14 protein-coding genes and 3 pseudogenes are annotated in these 18858 nt (G+C 47.0%); 13 read left to right on the top strand and 4 right to left on the bottom strand.

Annotated elements, in window-relative coordinates; genetic code table 11:
* Positions 1-513: integrase core domain-containing protein (locus BM427_RS22715; RefSeq protein WP_139234451.1), on the top strand; the 513-nt coding region annotated here is incomplete at its 5' end.
* A gap of 30 nt (positions 514-543) precedes the next feature.
* Here the strand turns inward: BM427_RS22715 and BM427_RS22720 are convergent.
* Together BM427_RS22720 and BM427_RS22725 are read right to left on the bottom strand one after the other, a co-directional pair.
* Positions 544-744: pseudogene (locus BM427_RS22720) on the bottom strand (helix-turn-helix domain-containing protein); the annotation flags it as partial.
* Positions 745-856: 112 nt separating this feature from the next.
* Entirely contained in the window at positions 857-1552 is a 696-nt protein-coding gene (locus BM427_RS22725) for a DUF6216 family protein (protein WP_090126284.1), read from the bottom strand.
* Between the two features lie 100 nt (positions 1553-1652).
* Between BM427_RS22725 and BM427_RS26165 the strand changes: the two are divergent.
* From BM427_RS26165 to BM427_RS22735, 3 genes and pseudogenes are all read left to right on the top strand, one after another.
* Positions 1653-2165: pseudogene (locus tag BM427_RS26165) on the top strand (phage baseplate assembly protein V); the annotation flags it as partial.
* Positions 2166-2317: 152 nt separating this feature from the next.
* The gene (locus BM427_RS26170; RefSeq protein WP_425280052.1) at positions 2318-2575 is read left to right on the top strand and encodes a tail fiber assembly protein; all 258 of its coding nucleotides are present in this window, start codon (positions 2318-2320) and stop codon (positions 2573-2575) included.
* A 179-nt stretch (positions 2576-2754) separates the two neighbouring features.
* Positions 2755-3570 carry a DUF4225 domain-containing protein gene (locus tag BM427_RS22735; RefSeq protein WP_090126288.1) on the top strand — a complete coding sequence of 272 codons (816 nt, stop codon included), beginning with the start codon at positions 2755-2757 and terminating at the stop codon, positions 3568-3570.
* Between the two features lie 13 nt (positions 3571-3583).
* Here the strand turns inward: BM427_RS22735 and BM427_RS22740 are convergent, their stop codons facing one another.
* Positions 3584-3910, bottom strand: a complete 327-nt coding sequence (locus tag BM427_RS22740) for a hypothetical protein (protein WP_090126291.1) — start codon at positions 3908-3910, stop codon at positions 3584-3586.
* 198 nt (positions 3911-4108) lie between these two features.
* Here BM427_RS22740 and BM427_RS22745 point away from each other — a divergent pair.
* From BM427_RS22745 to BM427_RS22755, 4 genes and pseudogenes are all read left to right on the top strand, one after another.
* Positions 4109-4327 (top strand): annotated as a pseudogene (locus BM427_RS22745) (phage tail protein); the annotation flags it as partial.
* A 47-nt stretch (positions 4328-4374) separates the two neighbouring features.
* Entirely contained in the window at positions 4375-4533 is a 159-nt protein-coding gene (locus BM427_RS25775; protein ID WP_167518565.1) for a hypothetical protein, read from the top strand.
* Positions 4520-6220: a hypothetical protein gene (locus BM427_RS22750; protein ID WP_090126294.1), complete on the top strand. Its 1701-nt coding sequence runs from the start codon at positions 4520-4522 to the stop codon at positions 6218-6220. Before BM427_RS25775 ends, BM427_RS22750 begins: the two co-directional genes overlap by 14 nt.
* A 633-nt stretch (positions 6221-6853) precedes the next feature.
* The gene (locus BM427_RS22755; protein ID WP_090126297.1) at positions 6854-8530 is read left to right on the top strand and encodes a HEPN domain-containing protein; all 1677 of its coding nucleotides are present in this window, start codon (positions 6854-6856) and stop codon (positions 8528-8530) included.
* A gap of 187 nt (positions 8531-8717) precedes the next feature.
* Here BM427_RS22755 and BM427_RS22760 read toward each other — a convergent pair whose 3' ends face one another.
* Complete coding sequence (locus BM427_RS22760) at positions 8718-8960, bottom strand: hypothetical protein (protein ID WP_139234452.1); 243 nt, start codon at positions 8958-8960, stop codon at positions 8718-8720.
* 705 nt (positions 8961-9665) lie between these two features.
* Here BM427_RS22760 and BM427_RS22770 point away from each other — a divergent pair.
* Genes BM427_RS22770 through BM427_RS22790 form a run of 5 tightly spaced genes read left to right on the top strand, consistent with a single transcriptional unit; the run spans position 9666 to position 18577 of the window.
* On the top strand, positions 9666-12464 hold the full coding sequence (locus BM427_RS22770; protein ID WP_090126309.1) for a type I restriction endonuclease subunit R: 2799 nt from the start codon (positions 9666-9668) through the stop codon (positions 12462-12464).
* A gap of 14 nt (positions 12465-12478) precedes the next feature.
* Positions 12479-14143: a type I restriction-modification system subunit M gene (locus BM427_RS22775; RefSeq protein WP_090126312.1), complete on the top strand. Its 1665-nt coding sequence runs from the start codon at positions 12479-12481 to the stop codon at positions 14141-14143.
* Positions 14140-15705 carry a restriction endonuclease subunit S gene (locus BM427_RS22780; RefSeq protein WP_090126315.1) on the top strand — a complete coding sequence of 522 codons (1566 nt, stop codon included), beginning with the start codon at positions 14140-14142 and terminating at the stop codon, positions 15703-15705. Before BM427_RS22775 ends, BM427_RS22780 begins: the two co-directional genes overlap by 4 nt.
* Positions 15702-17492: a restriction system-associated AAA family ATPase gene (locus BM427_RS22785; protein WP_090126318.1), complete on the top strand. Its 1791-nt coding sequence runs from the start codon at positions 15702-15704 to the stop codon at positions 17490-17492. Before BM427_RS22780 ends, BM427_RS22785 begins: the two co-directional genes overlap by 4 nt.
* On the top strand, positions 17492-18577 hold the full coding sequence (locus tag BM427_RS22790) for an HNH endonuclease (RefSeq protein ID WP_090126320.1): 1086 nt from the start codon (positions 17492-17494) through the stop codon (positions 18575-18577). Before BM427_RS22785 ends, BM427_RS22790 begins: the two co-directional genes overlap by 1 nt.
* Positions 18578-18858: the final 281 nt, after the last annotated feature.

Here is an 18858-nt window from a genome sequence, read left to right on the forward strand (position 1 = left end):
AACCTGACCTGGTCGATGGATTTTGTCATGGATGCACTCGCCAGTGGCCGCCGGATTAAGTGCCTGACCTGGGTGGATGATTTCACGAAGGAGTGCCTGACGATCACCGCCGCATTCGGGATTTCAGGCGTTCAGGTCACGCGTATTCTGGACAGCATTGCCCTATTTCGTGGCTATCCGGCGAGGATAAGAACCGATCAGGACCCGGAATTTACCTGTCGCGCGCTTGATCAATGGGCCTTTGAGCATGGTGTCGAGTTGCGCTTAATCCAGCCGGGCAAGCCAACGCAGAACATATTTATTGAGAGTTTTAACGGTCGCTTTCGCGATGAATGTCTGAATGAGCACTGGTTCAGCGATATTGTTCACACCAGGAAAATCATTAATGACTGGCGGCAGGATTATAACGAGTGTCGTCCACATTCGGCACTGAATTATCAGACGCCATCAGAGTTTGCAGCACGGTGGCGAAATGGAAAATGTGAAGGTAAACAAACCGACATAACTAACTGACGGTTGTATCTAATACTGGGGGCAGGTCACCGACAGCGTGAACCAGTTAATCCAGCGGCCGACAGATGAACGGGCGCAACAGAGTGTTCTGGCTACGTCACTGACACGATCGCCCCGGTCCAACATCAGCAGAGCAGTGAGTCTGCGTGCATGATTTTTGTCACGCGTTTTATGGATAGTTTTCTGCATCAGGCGTCGTTCAGCGCGGGGGATAGGCGCTATGATCGGAATCGCTCAGTCCGGTTGGTGGTTTGTTCCTTTTTGGCGATTGATCAGATCGCACAATCCGGGCTGAGTTCCCCTAAAGTGATCTACTATTTGGAACGCTTATTTAGTTTTTAATTTACGTTAAATATTGGTAACTTTTTTCTATTTCTGATTTATTAAAAGCGGCGATTTTTTTATTTATATACAAATCAATAAACATAGCCTCTCCCATCATAAACAAAAATAACAAGGATAAATAAACAATAGGTATTAGGGTCATTAGACCTAGTGAGTTTTTATTGGCTGCTTTGGATAGCTCGTCTTTTTTCTTGGGGTCTAGCATATATCCGCAAATGAATTCTTTGGTTTCAGGTTTTATTGATGTGATTTTATCTAATGCGCTTTTATTGATGCAAGTATCTGGCGAGATACTCCAGGTCGGAGCGTTTGGCTGATTCCTTGCTTCTTCCTGCTTTATCCAAAATGAGTCTTTAGTTTCTTTATGTGTGTAATCAATCCACTGTATAGGGCCACGAATAACGATATCGGTAAAATGATAAAAACCAATTAGGAATGTGAATATTATGGTAGAGCCAAAGATAGTGAGAAATGCTTTATTAAATTTAGTGTGTGGTTTGGTGCTTAACTTGTATCTGCAAAAGCTAAGCCTGATTAAGGGTTTTGTAATTCCTATATTAGATACCAAAAAATCTTCTTCTGAGTGACTTTTATTTAACCATGACCAAAATGAGGATACTCCACCTGCAAGCCATTTAAATATTAGGCCTCCAATCGCGGTGGCTAAGAAAGCGTTTATTTTATCAAATTCCATCTGGGCATCCCTCTTTGTTAACTATCAGTGAGTATATGTATCAGAGACCAGACAATGAAGCACCGTTCTTTAAATATGAAATCACGGGCAATCTGACACCATGAACGCACAACTGACAGAAATCATGCGCCTTATCACCAGCCTGATCCGCACCGGCACTGTGACCGAAGTGGGCCGGGAAAACTGGCTGTGCCGGGTGAAGGTGGGCGAGCTTGAAACCAACTGGATTAACTGGCTGACGCTGCGTGCCGGTGGTGCCCGTACATGGTGGTGTCCGTCGCTGGATGAGCAGGTGGTGGTGCTGAGCATGGGCGGCAATCTGGAAACTGCTTTTGTGCTGCCCGCCATCTACTCCAATCAGTTTGCGCCGCCGTCGGATTCCATGGACGGCGGCGTGACGGAGTACGCGGACGGGGTCTGGTTTGATGAGTATGAACCCGCCACCGGGCGGTGGCATGTCCGGGGTATCAAATCCATGGTGATCGAGGCGGCGGACAATATCACCTTCAAAACTTCGGAGTTAATCGTGGAGGCCGACACTACGTGCATTAACAGCGAAGTGGTCATTAATGGCGGCGTTATCGATCCCGGTGCACCCGCTAATGGTTACGTATCTGTATTCGCGGGAAATAAGTGGGAGCCAAAAGAAGACCATCGCGGCAAAACGGTCTGGTCAACATCAGACCATACAGATTTAGAAATTGATTATATTGGCGTGATTAAGGATGGTTTTGTCACTGCGGCACCGGCTACACAATACGACAAATGGGATGGCAGCAAGTGGGTGACAGATACTGCTGCCAACATACGGCAGAGATTGCCGCTGCTGAACTCTACGCGCAGCGGCTCGTTGATGCGGCAATAAAGTCGATCAGTATCATTCAGCTAAAATTGCAGGTAGGCAGAACACTGACGGATGCGGAAACGACAGAACTGAATGCTGTGCTGGATTATATCGACGCTGTGAATGCTGTTGATACAACCACCGCACCAGACATTAACTGGCCTGATTTGGCGATGTAGGCCATTCGATACCGGTAGCTGTTGACGTATCACCCACCTCTGTCTGTGTGATGAGACTGGACTAAAACTATCAATGAACATATATGTTGAGACTGCGGCAAAAGTTCACAATGTAATCATAATATGGTTAAGTTGTTTGCAGCGTCGTATCAGGCTGAAACCAGAATGGATAAGAAGAAATGGATATATATCTGAACCAGTACAGGTTTACTAATTACTATCTTGCTATGGCACAGATAGAAGCAAATTCTTTGTGGAATGTAGCAACGCAGGTTGCCGGCGCACACTTTAAAGATGGGCTGACCCGTATCAGGTTCCTTGATGAAATCAAAGGATTCATGAATGTGCAGCGTAACGGTATCCGTCAGGCCAAGAATGATGATGTATGCAAAGAGTGCATTGCGAATTTAAAAGCCGAACGCGATAACCTTAAGGTTCAGGACAGAATGTTGCGCACGGGTGAGGCTTATCTGGCTGCTGCCGTAAAACTTTATGAAGAAAATGGGAAAATAGTAGGGTACGCAATTAGCGTCGTTGGAATTGTCCTTGGTGCCATTCAGATTGTGGGCGGTGCAACTATGGCGGTTGGTTCAGCTAGCACCGGGAATGTCCTCGGGGTAATTGCTGGAGCAACGCTGATCTTTCATGGAACCAGCAACCTAATGGAAAATGTTGATAAGCTAACGGGAGTGCCAAATCCAAGGAATATTGCTCAGGATGCGTATATGGGCGCTGCAGAGTTTCTGGGATTTGAGCGTAAGACAGGCATGTTAGCCTATCAAGGGATGAACATGGTTACGTCAATGTACGGAATATTTCGCCCAATGCTCAAGCCGGAAAGCTGGCGGCTGTACGACTGGTTATCTACTGACTTTTACCGCAAAGTTTCAACGATGACACGTCCGGCGCTGGCTATTGAAGTTGGAAAATCAGCCCATAAACTTTATACGATGGGCAAAACGTATAATACCGATGAAAAAGAGTTTGCTCGCTAGGCAGAAAGGAGGGTTATCCCTCCTTGCGTAAAAACTTCACCGCCTTCCATGAAACAGACAGCGGTGCCATTCCCAATATAAAAAGACATAAAACGAAAATTATTGCGAAATAAATCAAACCATTACCATAATCTCTTGTGAGAGTGGCATAGGTGGCAAAAAGCAGTAAACCAATGACAATGATCCAGGACGTGTAGAAACGTCTTTTTAGCTCAACTAAAAGTGAATGCAGAGTCCGATCTTTACGTTTCGGGTCTTCAAGTACGACACGCAAAGCTGTAATGTTTTTATCAGTAAACCCGTATGACCGAAGTTTCGTTTCCTGTTGTGCGTCTATCACTCTTCACTCCTGAACTTTGAATGCTCCTACCTGAATTATATAAAACAATAACAGTTATGGATGGTCAAAAACAGATTCACCAATCACTGAAGTCATGAACCACTCTATTGTGCCAGTAGTCAGACAAAGCCCGCCACGTGCGCTGCACGCCTAACAGCCAGAACATAAGCATACCCCTCAACCCGGAGAGATTGCTTTATGGCTCAGGACTACCACCACGGCGTGCGCGTTGTTGAAGTCAACGACGGCACCCGCCCCATTACCCCGGTGAGCACCGCCATCGTGGGCATGGTCTGTACCGACGATGATGCTGATGCGTCGATGTTTCCCCTCAATAAGCCGGTCCTGCTGACCGATGTGCTGACTGCCAGCGGTAAAGCTGGCGAGTCCGGCACGCTGGCCCGTTCGCTGGATGCGACTCCCTCCCTGCGCTGAATTGTTCCACTGTGGCGGCGCATCCGTGAGTGTACGGGTTGGGGCAGCAAACCGGTAACGGCACGCATCTCAGTCCCGCCCCGGCGTTTACGCATATCAGCCGCCTGGCGCGTTCGGCTGCGTCGCTGGCCACGGTAAAAATGCAGAACTCGTTAATGATGCGCTGGGGTAAGCATGAAACCGATTAAACGCCTGTACCTCTCCGGGGATGAGGTGCATCTGGCCGATGTGAATATGGTACTGGAGCTGAACGCCTGCGGGCGCGGTTTCATCACCGCTGAAACCGGGCAGGATTACACCGGCAAAATGGTGCGTCTCGATATTGGCTACAGCGACGCGCTGTATCGCTGGTTTACGGGGTATGTTGAGCGCTCGCAGCCTGCGGAAAACGGGTTTGTTCGCCTTTTTGTGCGCGAGCTGGCGGGCGTGTTTGAAAAACTGTGGCCATGCTCTTTCCAGCATCCCACCTTGCGGGAGGTCGCCGCCTGGCTGACGGAAAACAGCGGGCTGACCGTGGCCGTGCCGGAGGCCGGTTATACTGACAAACCGATCCCGCATTTCACCCATTCCGGGACGGGGTTCCAGCTGCTTAACAACCTCGGCAAAGCCTTTGGTGTGGTCGATTATGTCTGGTATCAGCTGCCGGACGGTTCCCTGTACGTGGGCGGCGCGGATATGTCGCTCTTTGCCGGGCGTCCGGTCGATATCCCGCATGAATTCAGCCAGGGCGCGGCAGGGGGCAACACCATGACACTGCCGGTGATCCAGACCATGCGCCCCGGCGTGGAGATGAACGGGGAGCGGGTGACAAAGGTTACTCTGACCAATGACACCATGGCGATCACCTGGACACCGCGCAACAAATCCACCGGCGCATCCCTGCAAAAAACACCGGCACAACGGCAGATTGAACGCCATTTCCCGGAGCTGGCCAGCGGCCTGCACCTGCCGAAGTTTGCCCGCGTGATGGCGGCAAGCGAACCGGCCAGCAGCGGGAATTTTGCCGATCCGTTCCGCCCCCGCTATGCGGTGGATGTGCAGCTGCTTGACGCGGACGGAAACCCGGACAGCAGCACGCCGGTTTATTCTGCGGTTCCGCTGCCGGTGCCGATGGCTGGTAATGATTCCGGCCTGTTTCAGTTTCCGCCCGAAGGGACACTGGTCGAAGTCGGATTTACAGGCGGCAGGCCGGATAAACCCTTTGTGCGCCAGACCATGCCGGAGGGCACCAGTCTGCCGGATGTGAAGCCGGGGGAGCAGCTGCAACAGCAACGCGCGGAAGTGTCGCAGCGCGTGACGCAGGGCGGTGACTGGGAGCGCCAGACCGATCAGACTATCCGTGAAACGTCCATGTCACGTAATGTCAGGGCGGATACGGAAACCCGCGAAATGGTGACGCGCGAAACCACGATCAAGGCCACGGATAAAACCACGGTGCTGGGAACGGCCACGCTGATGGCCGGGCATATCCAGCATGTGACAACCGGTGATTTTGCGATGGCCTGCGGGGGCAACGCTCTGGCCAGCGTGAAGGGTGACGCGCAGACGGATATCACCGGCAAACAGGCCACCACTGTGGCCGGGAATATCAGCGTTGAAACGCAAGGGGCACTGACCGAGAAAATTGCCGCGCTGCGTAAATCCGTGGCCGCTGGCGGGCAGCAGGTGATTGGCGCGACTGTCCATATCGGCAGCGAAAGCGTGAACACGCTGGCCATGATGCTGGACACCATTGATTTGCTGGCAGAACTGGCGCAGCAGTGCGCGAGCCACACCCACCCCGACACCGGCACGCCGACCAACGCCAGCGCCTTTACGCAAACGGCTGGCAGGGCAGGACAGACCCGCAGCAAGTACCAGGGCATCATCGCCTGATCCCCTCCCGACAGCCCGCGCCCTGCGGGTTTTTTTGTGCCTATCACCAGACGCGCTACGGCGCGTTCTGAGCGCGTCACGCCCCGCATCATCGCCCCGCATCCCATCAACACGATCGCACCCGTCCCGCTTCGCTGGCGCAGCCACGCGCCGACAAAATAAAGTCGTCGCAGACAAAAACGGCACTACACCGCACCCGCCTGCGGGTTTTGGATCGGGGAAATTTTTCAGTTTGATTTTTCTACAAACCAGCCCGCCAGACCGCGCCACTGCTGGCGAGTTGCGGGTAAACCCGAACTGAAAAGATTGAGAAGAATTTCAGTGATTTTCAGTTTCAAGGATCAAGAAAGGAACGGGTGAAAATTGTAATTTATAGATATAAAAGGATATTTTTAATTTTACGTGAGTTTGATACGATCAGAATTGCAGTGCGGGTGCAGCCAGCTTAAACCAGTAAAGCCAGTGCTGGCGAGGTCTGAGGAGATTTTTTGCATTTTTTTAAACTGAAAAGTACACCCCTAAATTTTGAAGTAGCCGTTGCTTTTTTTTTTATTGTTTTTATACACTGCATACTGTTATCAATACATTTATTTTTTGTTTTTTTATAACCTTAAACAAGGTCAAGGATTTAATATGAAGTTTGAAAGGTTTGATTTTTTTGAAAGTTATTCTTTTTTGGTTTCATTTTCAATTAAAGAAATTAAATGTATAGGTAAGCTAATTGTAGGAGTTAATGGTTTGCCACTGCTTCAAATTGAAAGCTCGCCGAATAATATAGAATATAGTGAGCGTGTTGATTTGGAAAGTGAAATTACATGTTGCGAAATTGGCGGTACAAATACATTTATACTTAATGAGTGTGAGTATGTTAGTGGAGTGATTTATCCTAAGTGGATTGCTAAAGGGAAGGTGTTTTTTAATTCTAACAAATTAGAGATTCACCTTACTGGAGTGTCTGAATGGTTAGAAAGGGAGCGTGGTTTTTATTACGAGGGTGAGAAACTAATTAGGGATGGTTATACAGAAAGATTCAAGGTTAACTTTTCGTATAAAGAGAAGAGATATATAATAGAGAATGTAAATGACTTAGACCTAAAAGCTAACACGCCCACGAATCACACAATAAATGTTGAACATTCAATCTTTATAACCAAAGAAGATGGTTTTTTTCTATTAGATGATATTAAGGAGATTGTTAGAGAGGTGAGAAGTCTTTTTTCTATTTTGCTCGGCGTTCCTCTGACAGTCAGATTTTTATATTTGGTGTCAAAGGAGTCAAATGCGAAATATAATTCAATATACATTCCTCAGTTTAATTTTTCTGAGCGCCCATTGAGTTATTCTCACGAAGCTTTCTGTTCTTTTAACTTCATTGTCAGTGAGGGGTTATTTCCTGTAATTATTAAAAACTTTTTTTCAAAAAAAACATTCAGAACAATTTGGAGTCGATTGATAACCATCCTTAATGGGAATAAAAGCTGGGAAATGGATATTCTCACTCATGTAGTAACTCTAGAAAAATATTGCTCTATGAAATCAAAAGGCAAAGGACATAAACTTAATATTGATGTGTTTAATAATTTTAGAAATACATTGATTAAATCAATAGATGGGTTCGTTTCTGATACGGAATTAAGTCCAGAAGATGTGGATTTAATTACTGGTATCAGAGGTGAAGTGAGTAGACTCAAGAATACTACACATGCGATCCTGAAGGATAAGTATGATTATGTAATGTCTGGTGTAACCAATGAAATCAAAGATGCGATTTCATTTAGTGATGATGATTTTGATATAATAAGGAATATAAGGAATAGTGTCGCTCATGGGAATGAATATAAAACCTTTGAGGCTGGAGATATTACAAGGGAAATGGATGTTAAATCCCGCCTTTTACTTCTCCTGATGTATTTAGCATTTAGGGATTTGGGATTTAATGACGAGCAATTTGCGCTGTGTGTTAGTCGAACGCATAGCCCGATATTAAGAAGAGCTTCTATAAATGAGAGGGCGATCGATTTTTTATCGAAAGAGGCCGAGTTTATAACTTTAAGTCAATCTTATAAAGAAGGGTATAAATCATATAAACCGATAGTGATTAAATATGATTCAATCAATAATAGTTATATTGTAGATGACGAAATCTCAACTTTAATAAAAAATAATTGGCCTAATAAATCACATCCAGATATTCGCGACTTCGTACGCTTGATGCTGCCAGTAGAAGCACAAATAAAATATTTAAATAAAGTGTATGTAAGTTATGGAGGGAAGGAGGTTCTTTATTTTGGTGCTATATTGGTAAGGTGATTTTTACTATTTCCCTACAGGTTTGCAGTGCCCATTTACAAATAAGTTTGTACTTGGGATATTTATAGCAGCATGATTCGTGCCGCCAAAGACTACGCATATGCTGCATAAACAGGTGAGTTATAAAGTTAACAACAACAGGTAACAAAAAAACTATTTACGTTGAAGTCGATGGGTTTAGCGAAGATTAGAAATCTTCGATGTTTCCAGGTTTCACATGAGGTCGTCTTCCAGCAAGCGCCTCAACACTTGCGAAGAGTGCGTCTTCCGCTCCACCTCTTTCTCTAATCGTATCTTCCTTTACGAATAGTTTTTCTTGATGCATCTGCAAAATCGCTTCGTCAACGAATGTGTAGAGGTCTTGGCCTGTGCGATGCAGTTCAGTGAGCAACGCTTTTAGAGCCAGTTCGGTTTGGTATTTTGTGGCCATCTGCATTTCATCCTTTAGCTGAGTGGACGTAAAGTGGACATGGACAACAAAAAGGGGCTACGTTTTCACGTAACCCCTTGTTTTATTTGGTGGGCTGGCGGAGTCTGAATTGGTTGTGTAATTAATTGAATTAATTTGAATAAATTCTGGTTCAACTTTTCGTGGGTGCCTATTTGGGTGCCTAAAAATTTTTTCACTCCCTTTGATAAGAAAAAGAAGATGAGGTAGAGACTGTGCATGGTGATATCAAGTTGAGTAGCCACTCTGAAAAACAGAATTGGCCTGCTCCCCATTGAGTAACACACCGCAATTTAATCAGTTGTGAGGACAACTGTGATTGCCGCTTCTCGCTCAGAGCGGAGCAGCCTATCCCAATTCTGGCCGCTATGTGCTGTGAGTTCAACCTATGGGTGCTAGTCACAGAAGCTTTGTGGAAAAATTGTAAGTACTAGATTGCATCTTGGTTTGTTAAGCTTTTCTGTATCAGACATCGTTCTTCAGCAGGGCATAATGTTAAGATGGGCATTACTCAATTAAAGTGTTATTTCATCTTGCAGAGTGAATTTTGAACATCTCGTTGTTATGTCGTAGTTGATTGAATCAAAAGTTTAACTTTAAATTGCTTCGACAACCGAAAATAAGTGTTTAAAAAGCGTTCAAATCCCAGTTCTGCTTGGATGGGATTGTCATGGAGATGTGAGAGATATGCAAAGTTCTGAGAAAGAAACTCGGATTGCTGTTATCGATAGTCAATTGTGCATTGCTGGGTGGGATGTACAAGATCCAACCAAAGTTGTGCAAGAATTTGATATCCTCACGAATCAATCAGAAGGTGTAGCTGAACCTCACCAGGAGTATGGTGGGCACCAGTACAGTGACTATGTTCTCTTAGGGAAAGATGGCAAACCACTTGCTGTAGTCGAAGCTAAGCGCACTAGTAAAGATGCAGCTCTGGGCCGTGAGCAAGCGAAGCAGTATTGCTACAACCTCCAGAAGCAATTGGGTGGTGAGCTACCCTTCTGCTTTTATACCAATGGGCACGAACTTTATTTCTGGGATCTAGAAAACGCACCGCCGCGTCAGGTCTTAGGTTTCCCCACGCGAGACGATTTGGAACGCTTTGCATACATCCGTCGCAATCGAAAGCCGTTGACGCAGGAATTCATTAACACCTCAATTGCTGGTCGCGACTACCAGATCCGTGCTATTCGTTCGGTGCTTGAAGGTATTGAACAAAAAAGGCGTGACTTTCTTCTGGTTATGGCCACTGGCACAGGCAAAACGCGCACTTGCATTGCCATGGTTGATGCTTTGATGCGTGCCGGACATGCTGAAAGGGTTCTATTTCTTGTGGATCGCATCGCTTTGCGCGAGCAAGCATTGGCAGCTTTCAAAGAGCACTTGCCGAATGAACCGCGCTGGCCAAATATGGGTGAAAAGCTGATTGCTACGGACCGTCGCATATACGTCGCGACCTACCCGACAATGCTCAACATCATCCGAGATGATGTGCAGCACCTGTCGCCGCACTTCTTCGATTTCATCGTCGTTGATGAGAGTCATCGCTCGATCTATAACACATTCGGCGAAGTACTCGATTATTTTAAAGCCATCACATTGGGGTTGACCGCCACGCCAACTGATATTATCGACCACAATACCTTCCAGTTATTTCACTGCGAAGATGGTCTTCCCACATTCGCTTATACCTATGAAGAGGCTGTAAACCACGTGCCGCCTTATCTCTGCAATTTTCAGGTTATGAAGATTCAGACCAAATTCCAGATAGAAGGCATCAGCAAACGCACGATTTCGTTGGAAGACCAGAAAAAGCTGATCCTGCAAGGCAAGGATGTTGAAGACATCAACTTTGAGGGGACCGAGCTTGAAAAGCAGGTGATTAACAAGGGGACCAATACCCTGATCGTCCGCGAGTTCATGGAAGAGGCAATTAAAGATGCCAACGGAGTTCTGCCCGGTAAAACCATCTTTTTTTGCGCCACTAAGGCCCATGCCCGGCGTATGGAAGATATTTTCGATAAGCTCTATCCGCAATACCACGGAGAACTGGCTAAGGTGCTGGTATCGGAAGACCCACGTGTCTATGGCAAGGGCGGCCTTCTCGATCAGTTCACTAACAATGATATGCCGCGCATTGCCATCAGCGTGGATATGCTAGACACTGGTATTGATGTACGTGAAATCGTCAACCTTGTGTTCGCCAAGCCAGTCTATTCCTACACCAAGTTTTGGCAGATGGTCGGGCGCGGCACGCGCCTGCTGGAAACCAGCAAACTCAAGCCTTGGTGCCTTGAAAAGGATATGTTCCTGATCCTCGACTGCTGGGACAATTTCGAATACTTCAAGCTCAACCCAAAAGGCAAAGAACTCAAACAGCAATTGCCATTGCCATTGCGTTTGTTCGGCCTGCGGCTTGACAAGATCGAGAAGGCTTATGATCGTGGTCATGCCGATATTGCCAGTCGTGAAATTGCCAAGGTTCGTGTGCAGATTGCAGCGTTGCCCAAAGAGTCGGTCGTAATCAAGGAGGCTGTCGCAGCTCTGGCGCGGCTGGAGGATGACAACTTCTGGATTAATCTCAGCCACGACCGACTGGAATTCTTACGTGCTGAAATCAAACCTCTGTTCCGTACTGTTTCTGAGGTCGACTTCAAGGCCATGCGCTTTGAGCGCGACCTACTCGAATTTTCGCTGGCTGTGCTCGATGAAAACAAAGAGCAAGCCGAAACGCTCAAAGAAGGCATCGTCGAGCAGATCAGTGAATTACCGCTGTCAGTTAGCTTCGTACAACAAGAAGAGGCCCTGATCCGCACGGCACAAACTAATCATTACTGGGCCAAAGCCGATGAGGATGCGTTCGATGTTATAGTCGCCAGGCTCGGCCCTTTGATGAAGTTCCGTGAAAAATCCAGAGGCGAGGAGCAAACTCAGCTTGATTTGGCCGATGAGCTTTATAAGAAAGAATGGGTGGAGTTCGGGCCGCAGCACGAAGCCGTCAGCATTACCCGTTACCGTGAAATGGTCGAAACTTTGATTGCCGAGCTGACCGAGCACAATCCGGTGCTACAGAAAATCAAGAACGGTGATGCGGTTAGTAGTCAGGAAGCCAATGAACTGGCTGAGCTGCTGCATGAAGAGCATCCGCACATTACTGAAGACCTGCTGCGTCAAGTCTATAAAAACCGCAAGGCACGTTTCGTTCAGTTCATCCGCCATATCCTCGGCATCGAAGTGCTCAAAAGCTTTCCTGATGAGGTTAGTGCAGCCTTCGACCAGTTTATCCGTGTCCACACTACGCTCAGCAGCCGACAGATGGAGTTCCTTGAACTATTGAAGAACTTCATTGTTGATCGCGAAAGGGTGGAGAAGAAAGACTTGATTAACGCCCCCTTCACGGTAATTCACCCTCAAGGTATTCGTGGCGTGTTCAGCCCATCTGAAATTAACGAGATTCTGCAACTGACCGAACGGTTGGTTGCCTAAAAACAGGCCATACCATGTTACAGAACAACCCCGAACTAAAATCTAAAATCGACCTGCTTTGGAACAAATTCTGGAGCGGTGGCATCAGCAATCCGCTTACTGCCATAGAGCAAATTACCTACCTGCTGTTTATGAAACGGCTTGATGAGTTGGATCAAAAGCGCCAGGCCGATGCTGAATGGACAAATGAAGAATACACCTCCAGGTTTGAAGGTACCTGGATTCCGCCTGAGGAGCGCAATTGGCCTGTGGCGGAACAGCGTCCCATTGACAAACGTACGCTGCGTTGGAGCGAATTCAAGCGTATGCAGGCAGAGGAGATGCTGCAGCACGTACAGGGCAAGGTATTTCCCTTCCTGAAAGATCTGAACGGTGCGGAGTCCAATTTCACTCACCACATGAAAAACGCCGTGTTCATCATACCTAAACCGGCGCTGTTGGTAGAGGCAGTGAAAACCATCGACGACATCTTTGCGGTGATGGAAAAGGACTCGCAAGAACATGGGCAGGCCTTCCAGGACATCCAGGGCGATGTTTATGAAATGCTGCTTTCGGAAATCGCTACCGCAGGTAAGAACGGTCAGTTTCGCACCCCTCGTCACATTATCAAGCTGATGGCCGAGCTGGTACAGCCGCAACTGGGCCACCGTATTGCTGACCCGGCCTGCGGGACTGGCGGATTTCTGTTGGGTGCCTATCAGTACATCGTTACTCAACTGGCTATCAACGCCGGTGCCAGGAACCTTGTACCCGATGAAGATGGTTTTATCCGCACCTCAGTTGCTGCAACATTTGATGAAAAGCGCCAATTCGTTCTGCAAGAAAGCCTGTACGGCTACGATATTGACGCAACTATGGTGCGCTTAGGGTTGATGAACCTGATGATGCACGGTATCGATGAGCCCAATATCGACTATCAGGACACTCTGAGCAAAAGCTACAACGAAGAGTCCGCCTACGACATCGTGTTAGCCAACCCGCCTTTTACCGGCAGCATCGACAAGGGCGATATCAACGAAGCCTTACAACTGGGCACTACTAAGACTGAGTTGCTGTTTGTCGAAAACATCTATCGCTTGCTAAAAAAAGGCGGTACCGCCTGTGTGATCGTGCCGCAGGGAGTGTTGTTCGGCTCCGGCAAAGCGTTCAGGGATTTGCGTCAAACCTTAGTGGAGCGTTGCGATCTCAAAGCCGTCATTACCCTGCCTGGCGGCGTGTTCAAACCCTACGCTGGAGTCAGCACCGCCATTTTACTGTTCACCAAGGTCTGGGGAACAAAAGACAAGATTACAAAACCAGCTACCGAAAATGTCTGGTTTTACGAAATGACCGCTGACGGCTATTCGTTGGACGATAAGCGAACTAAGCAGGAAGGTTATGGCGACCTGCAAGACATCATCACTAAGTTCCACACTCGCAATGTGGGGACCGACACAGACCGAACCGGCAGGTACTTCATGGTACCGCGCAGCGAGATTGTGGGCGAGAAAAACAACTTCGACCTCTCCATTTCGCGCTACAAGGAAGAGATATTTGAAGAGGTGAACTACGATGCGCCAAGTATGATTTTAGGTCGGCTAATTCAGGCGGAAGTAGGTGATGTGGATGAGGCGGAACTGGTCAAAGTGCAAAACGGTATTGTGCGCGAGTTGCTAACGTTAAAGGGGATGGTGGGATGATATTTAAGCCACTGGCCTCGATCGCAAAAATAGTTGCGGGTCAATCACCGGAGTCATCCACCTACAACTCTACTGGTGAGGGATTGCCATTTTTTCAAGGTAAGGCTGATTTTCAAGACATGCACCCTACAGTTCGTATGTGGTGTACAAGTGAGAAGCGAAAAGAGGCCGAATCCGGCGATATCCTCATTTCGGTTCGTGCGCCTGTTGGCGCGGTCAATATCTGCAATCAGAAATCAATAATCGGCCGCGGTCTTGCGGCAATCCGTCCTTTATCTGAACTTGATGGAAAATTTCTCTATTATTGGCTCAAGGCTAACGAGAAGAAAATTGATGCTCTCGGAACGGGATCAACTTTCAAGGCGATTACACAGGACACACTAAAGAAAATAGAGGTTCCTATTCTTCCGCTTGATGACCAAATACGCATTGCCCATCTGCTCGGCAAAGTGGAAGAACTGATCGTCCTGCGCAGACAGCACTTGCGCCAACTCGACGATCTGCTCAAAAGCGTGTTTTTGGAAATTTTCGGCGATCCGGTACGGAATGAGATGGGGTGGGATAAACCCGGACTGAAAACATTTGGGAAAATTTCTACGGGCAATACGCCACCCAGAAATGATCCTGCCAATTACGATGGCGATTTCATCGAGTGGATCAAGACGGACAACATTACGAGAGATGCTGTTTTCGTCACCTCAGCCACCGAGTATCTTTCTGAAGTTGGTGCGAGAAAAGCAAGAACGGTAACGAACGGAGCCTTGCTTGTTGCTTGTATAGCGGGCAGCATAGAGTCAATCGGGCGTGCAGCACTAACAGATAGGACAGTGTCATTCAATCAGCAGATCAATGCTATCCAGCCCGGAAAGGATGTGAACCCGCTGTATTTGTATGCATTGTTTAAGTTGTCTCAGGCCTACATACAGAGTCACGCCGCTAAGGGGATGAAGAAGATTCTAACAAAGGGGGATTTTGAAAAGATCACGATGATCAAACCGCCTGTTGAAACTCAAAACGAATTCGCTGCAATCGCCGAAAAGATCGAAGTTCTCAAATCCCACTACCAGCAAAGTCTTGCCGACTTGGAAAGCCTTTATGGTGTTCTGAGCCAACAGGCTTTTAAAGGCAACCTAGACCTCTCTCGGGTTTGCATGCCTGACTCACCTGCTCAATATGCCTCCTCCGTTTCCCAAGGAGACCAATCCGCTGTGCCTGAACTAGTTTTGCAAACTTTACCAGCCATTCAACTGCCTGAAACCGACGATTCGCTGGCTGCCTTGGAAAATGCTGAGGCTCGCAAGGCATTGATTACAGGATGGCTGGAAGCCTATCGTGCACAACTTGCTGAAACACCATTTTCGTTACAACAATTTATGGAACTGGCACAAAACCGACTGGCGGAGCTCCACCTGGACAACGACTTAGTGATGGGTGCTAGTGACTACGAATATATCAAGACATGGGTGTTCGAGGCCCTGGCTGCTGGCACATTGACACAGGTATTTGACGATGCTGGCAATTGCATCAAGCTCCAAGCCGCTATTGAGCAAAGTCCAGCATGAAACTACTACGCCTCAAGATCACCGACCCTGCAGGCTTCCGCAGCTTGCCCTGCGGTTTTGAGCACCATTTTCGCACCGAATGGAACTTGCAGGATGAACTCGCAAAAGCTGACCACTTTGCCCCCTTCGTCTGCGCCGGACCGAATGGCAGCGGCAAATCCAACTTGCTTGAAGCCCTAGCTGCAATCTTCTTTCAGCTAGAAATTCTGCGTGTGCGCCGGAGTTTTCTTCCTGAAGCATTGCAAGATGAGACTCTGGATCTTTCACCCATTTCCTTTGAGCTAGATTATTTGATTCGAGTCCTTCCTGAATACCGTAGCTCTAACAGTCCCGAATGGGCAAAAGTGCATATATGGAAAAATGCTGGTGAATCGGTGCGCTTTCTTTGGGAAAACCAAAGTGACTTTGGTACGGATATAAATGAACCATTCACTAGTAGCCATATAGACATGCTGTTACCCCAGTACGTGCTTGGTTACTCTTCAGGCGAGAACGAAATCCTTAGTCTTCCTTTTTTTAAGATGCGTTTTGTTCAGTTTGACGAGTACTACAACGCACTTACCCAGCAACTTCCATATCCTGGTCACCCAGAAACCAGACTTGCATATCTTGATAACGGATTCAGCCAAGCCATTCTGCTGTGCAACCTGCTATTTCTCGATGAGGATAATTTGCGTCCTTTCCGCGAGGACGTGGGGATTGATGCACTGCAGGAATTCCGCATTATCGTTCGTCGTAGTGTTGGACTGCGGCCAGAACAACTTGCTGCTTTTGCCAGTGAAGATGAAAATCAATACCAGTTACCTGAAGACATAGTCAATAGTAATCCTGCTCTACAGTTCCATATCGACGAACAGGGATCACTCCATTATCGCCTGAATATTCTCCATTTACTGGAAGGCGACGAAAGATCTTCATTAATGATTAATGCCTTACAGCGATGCGCTACCTTGAGTTACGTCGATGATGTTACCGATACGCTAATCTTAGATTACCGGATTAATGAGGCAACTAAGCAAGCCTTCCGCGAAAATTTCGACGGTTCACCATTGGCTCTATTCCAGGCGTTTCAGGTGTTGTTAGCTCTTAACCTATATGTTGTAAGTGATACGCTTAAGTCGGATTTATACACTTCAACCAGTCACTATGTTAGTGAAACAGTACCGACGCTAGCATCTGATGAGCGAATCATGCGCTTTAAACATTTCTATTTCAGGAAGATAGGGGTCGAGAAGCCGATGCTTCTCAAAGAACTATCGGATGGCGAACACCAGTTATTGCATAGCCTTGGTTTGTGTGTGCTATTCCGTGACACTAACTGCTTGCTTCTGCTCGATGAGCCTGAAACTCACTTTAACCCAAATTGGCGAGCCAGTTTTATAACCCGCTTGCGTCAGTGCTTACCAGATAAAAGGGATGTGGGACAAGAAATGTTGATCACCACTCACACTCCGTTTCTGATTTCAGATAGTAAACCGGACAAAGTTTTAGTATTCAGCAAAGACGAAACAAGTGGAGTTGTCAGCATTAGCCATCCGGACTACAACACGCTTGGCGCCTCTATCAACAAAATCACTATGAACACCTTTGGGAAACATGAAACTATTGGTGGTTATGCACAGTCCCTGCTAGAAGATTTACGACGACGCTTTGAGATAGGTGGAGAGGATAGGGAGGCTCTGATTACCGAAATTCACCAGCAATTAGGTGACTCGGTGGAAAAACTGTTATTGATCAATGCCATTCTTAATCAGAACGTACAAGACAGCGAGAGAGAGCAGAGCTAATGCTTTTTACTTACATCTATGTGCCGCATCAAATGGAGAGGATGCAGCGGTTTGTAAATTTCATTTTCTATCAAGTGTGGTGCAGAGCGAGAAAATTAGGTCCATATGACTTGACTCTATTTGATGCTAATCCGCCCCTCAAAGAGATAATGACATCTTTTGCCTATGGCGACACTCAGGCAGGAGATCGTTTTTCAAGTCAAGTTCAAGCTATTTATCAAAGTTTCGCCCTGCTCTCGCGAGATCAAATAGCTCAGTTTAAACGGTGGTACCAAGGCAATAATAATCTAGAGAAAATATGTGCCAATGTGCCTAATACACGCCTAGCTCGTTACGCTGATATCGCGGTGAACCATAGAAAACTGTCAGAACAACTTGGTACGTTTTTCAAAGGATTATATACGCAGTCATTGCTGGATCTTGCTGCTCTACGCGCCAAGATTGGTGACATTAACGATCACTACAAGAACTTTGTGCAAATAAATAAAACTGGAAAATGCCCGTTCTGTGGTATCAGCGACTTACTTGGCGAATACCATACTAAACGCGAAGCTTACGACCACTACTTGCCTAAGGCACTATATCCTTTTAATTCAATAAACTTTCGTAATCTTGTGCCAGCCTGTCATTATTGCAATAGCAGCTATAAGACAACTAATGACCCCGCTTACACACCAAAAGATCCTGTAAGGGCCGTTCATCGTCGTGCTGCTTTCTATCCTTACAAACTTGGGGCTCATTCAATTGAGCTACAAGTAACACTGCAATCTTCAGATATAGCCAACCTGACACCTGCTGATATCACCCTGCAATTCGGACCTGCTGCTGTTACCGAAGAAATTGATACATGGAAGGATGTTTATGGCATTGAGGAACGTTACAAAGCTAAATTTTGCGATGAAAGTGCTGGCAAGTATTGGCTGACACAAGTGCTTGACGAATGGAGAGAGGATGGGCGAGATCCTTATGATTTTCTGGCAACTTTGGCGCGGCAGACTCGGAGTCGACCATATGCCGATTGCAATTTTCTTAGAAAACCTTTCCTTGATGCATGTGAGGCTCGAGGTCTTTTTCAGAATTTGTAGAGCCCGTGGCTGATTGAAAAATGACTAGTTGATGAATCTGGTATCACTGATGGCGAAAGCACGCTACGCTCAATTATCTTAACCGTGCTTTCGTAGCTATTTTCATGCACTGACTTTCGCTCCGAGCAGCTGTTCAGAATGCTTCGCATTGTCGGGTTTGAATCTGTAGTCCCCCCGTAAAGCTGTAGGGGAGAGAGGGAAACCAATTAGTGCTAAACAGAATGTCGGATGCCCAGTCTGATGCAAGAATGACGTAACTGGTTAGCTTTGCCACCAATTAA

This window comes from Kosakonia arachidis, from assembly GCF_900116535.1.
Lineage (GTDB): Bacteria > Pseudomonadota > Gammaproteobacteria > Enterobacterales > Enterobacteriaceae > Kosakonia > Kosakonia arachidis.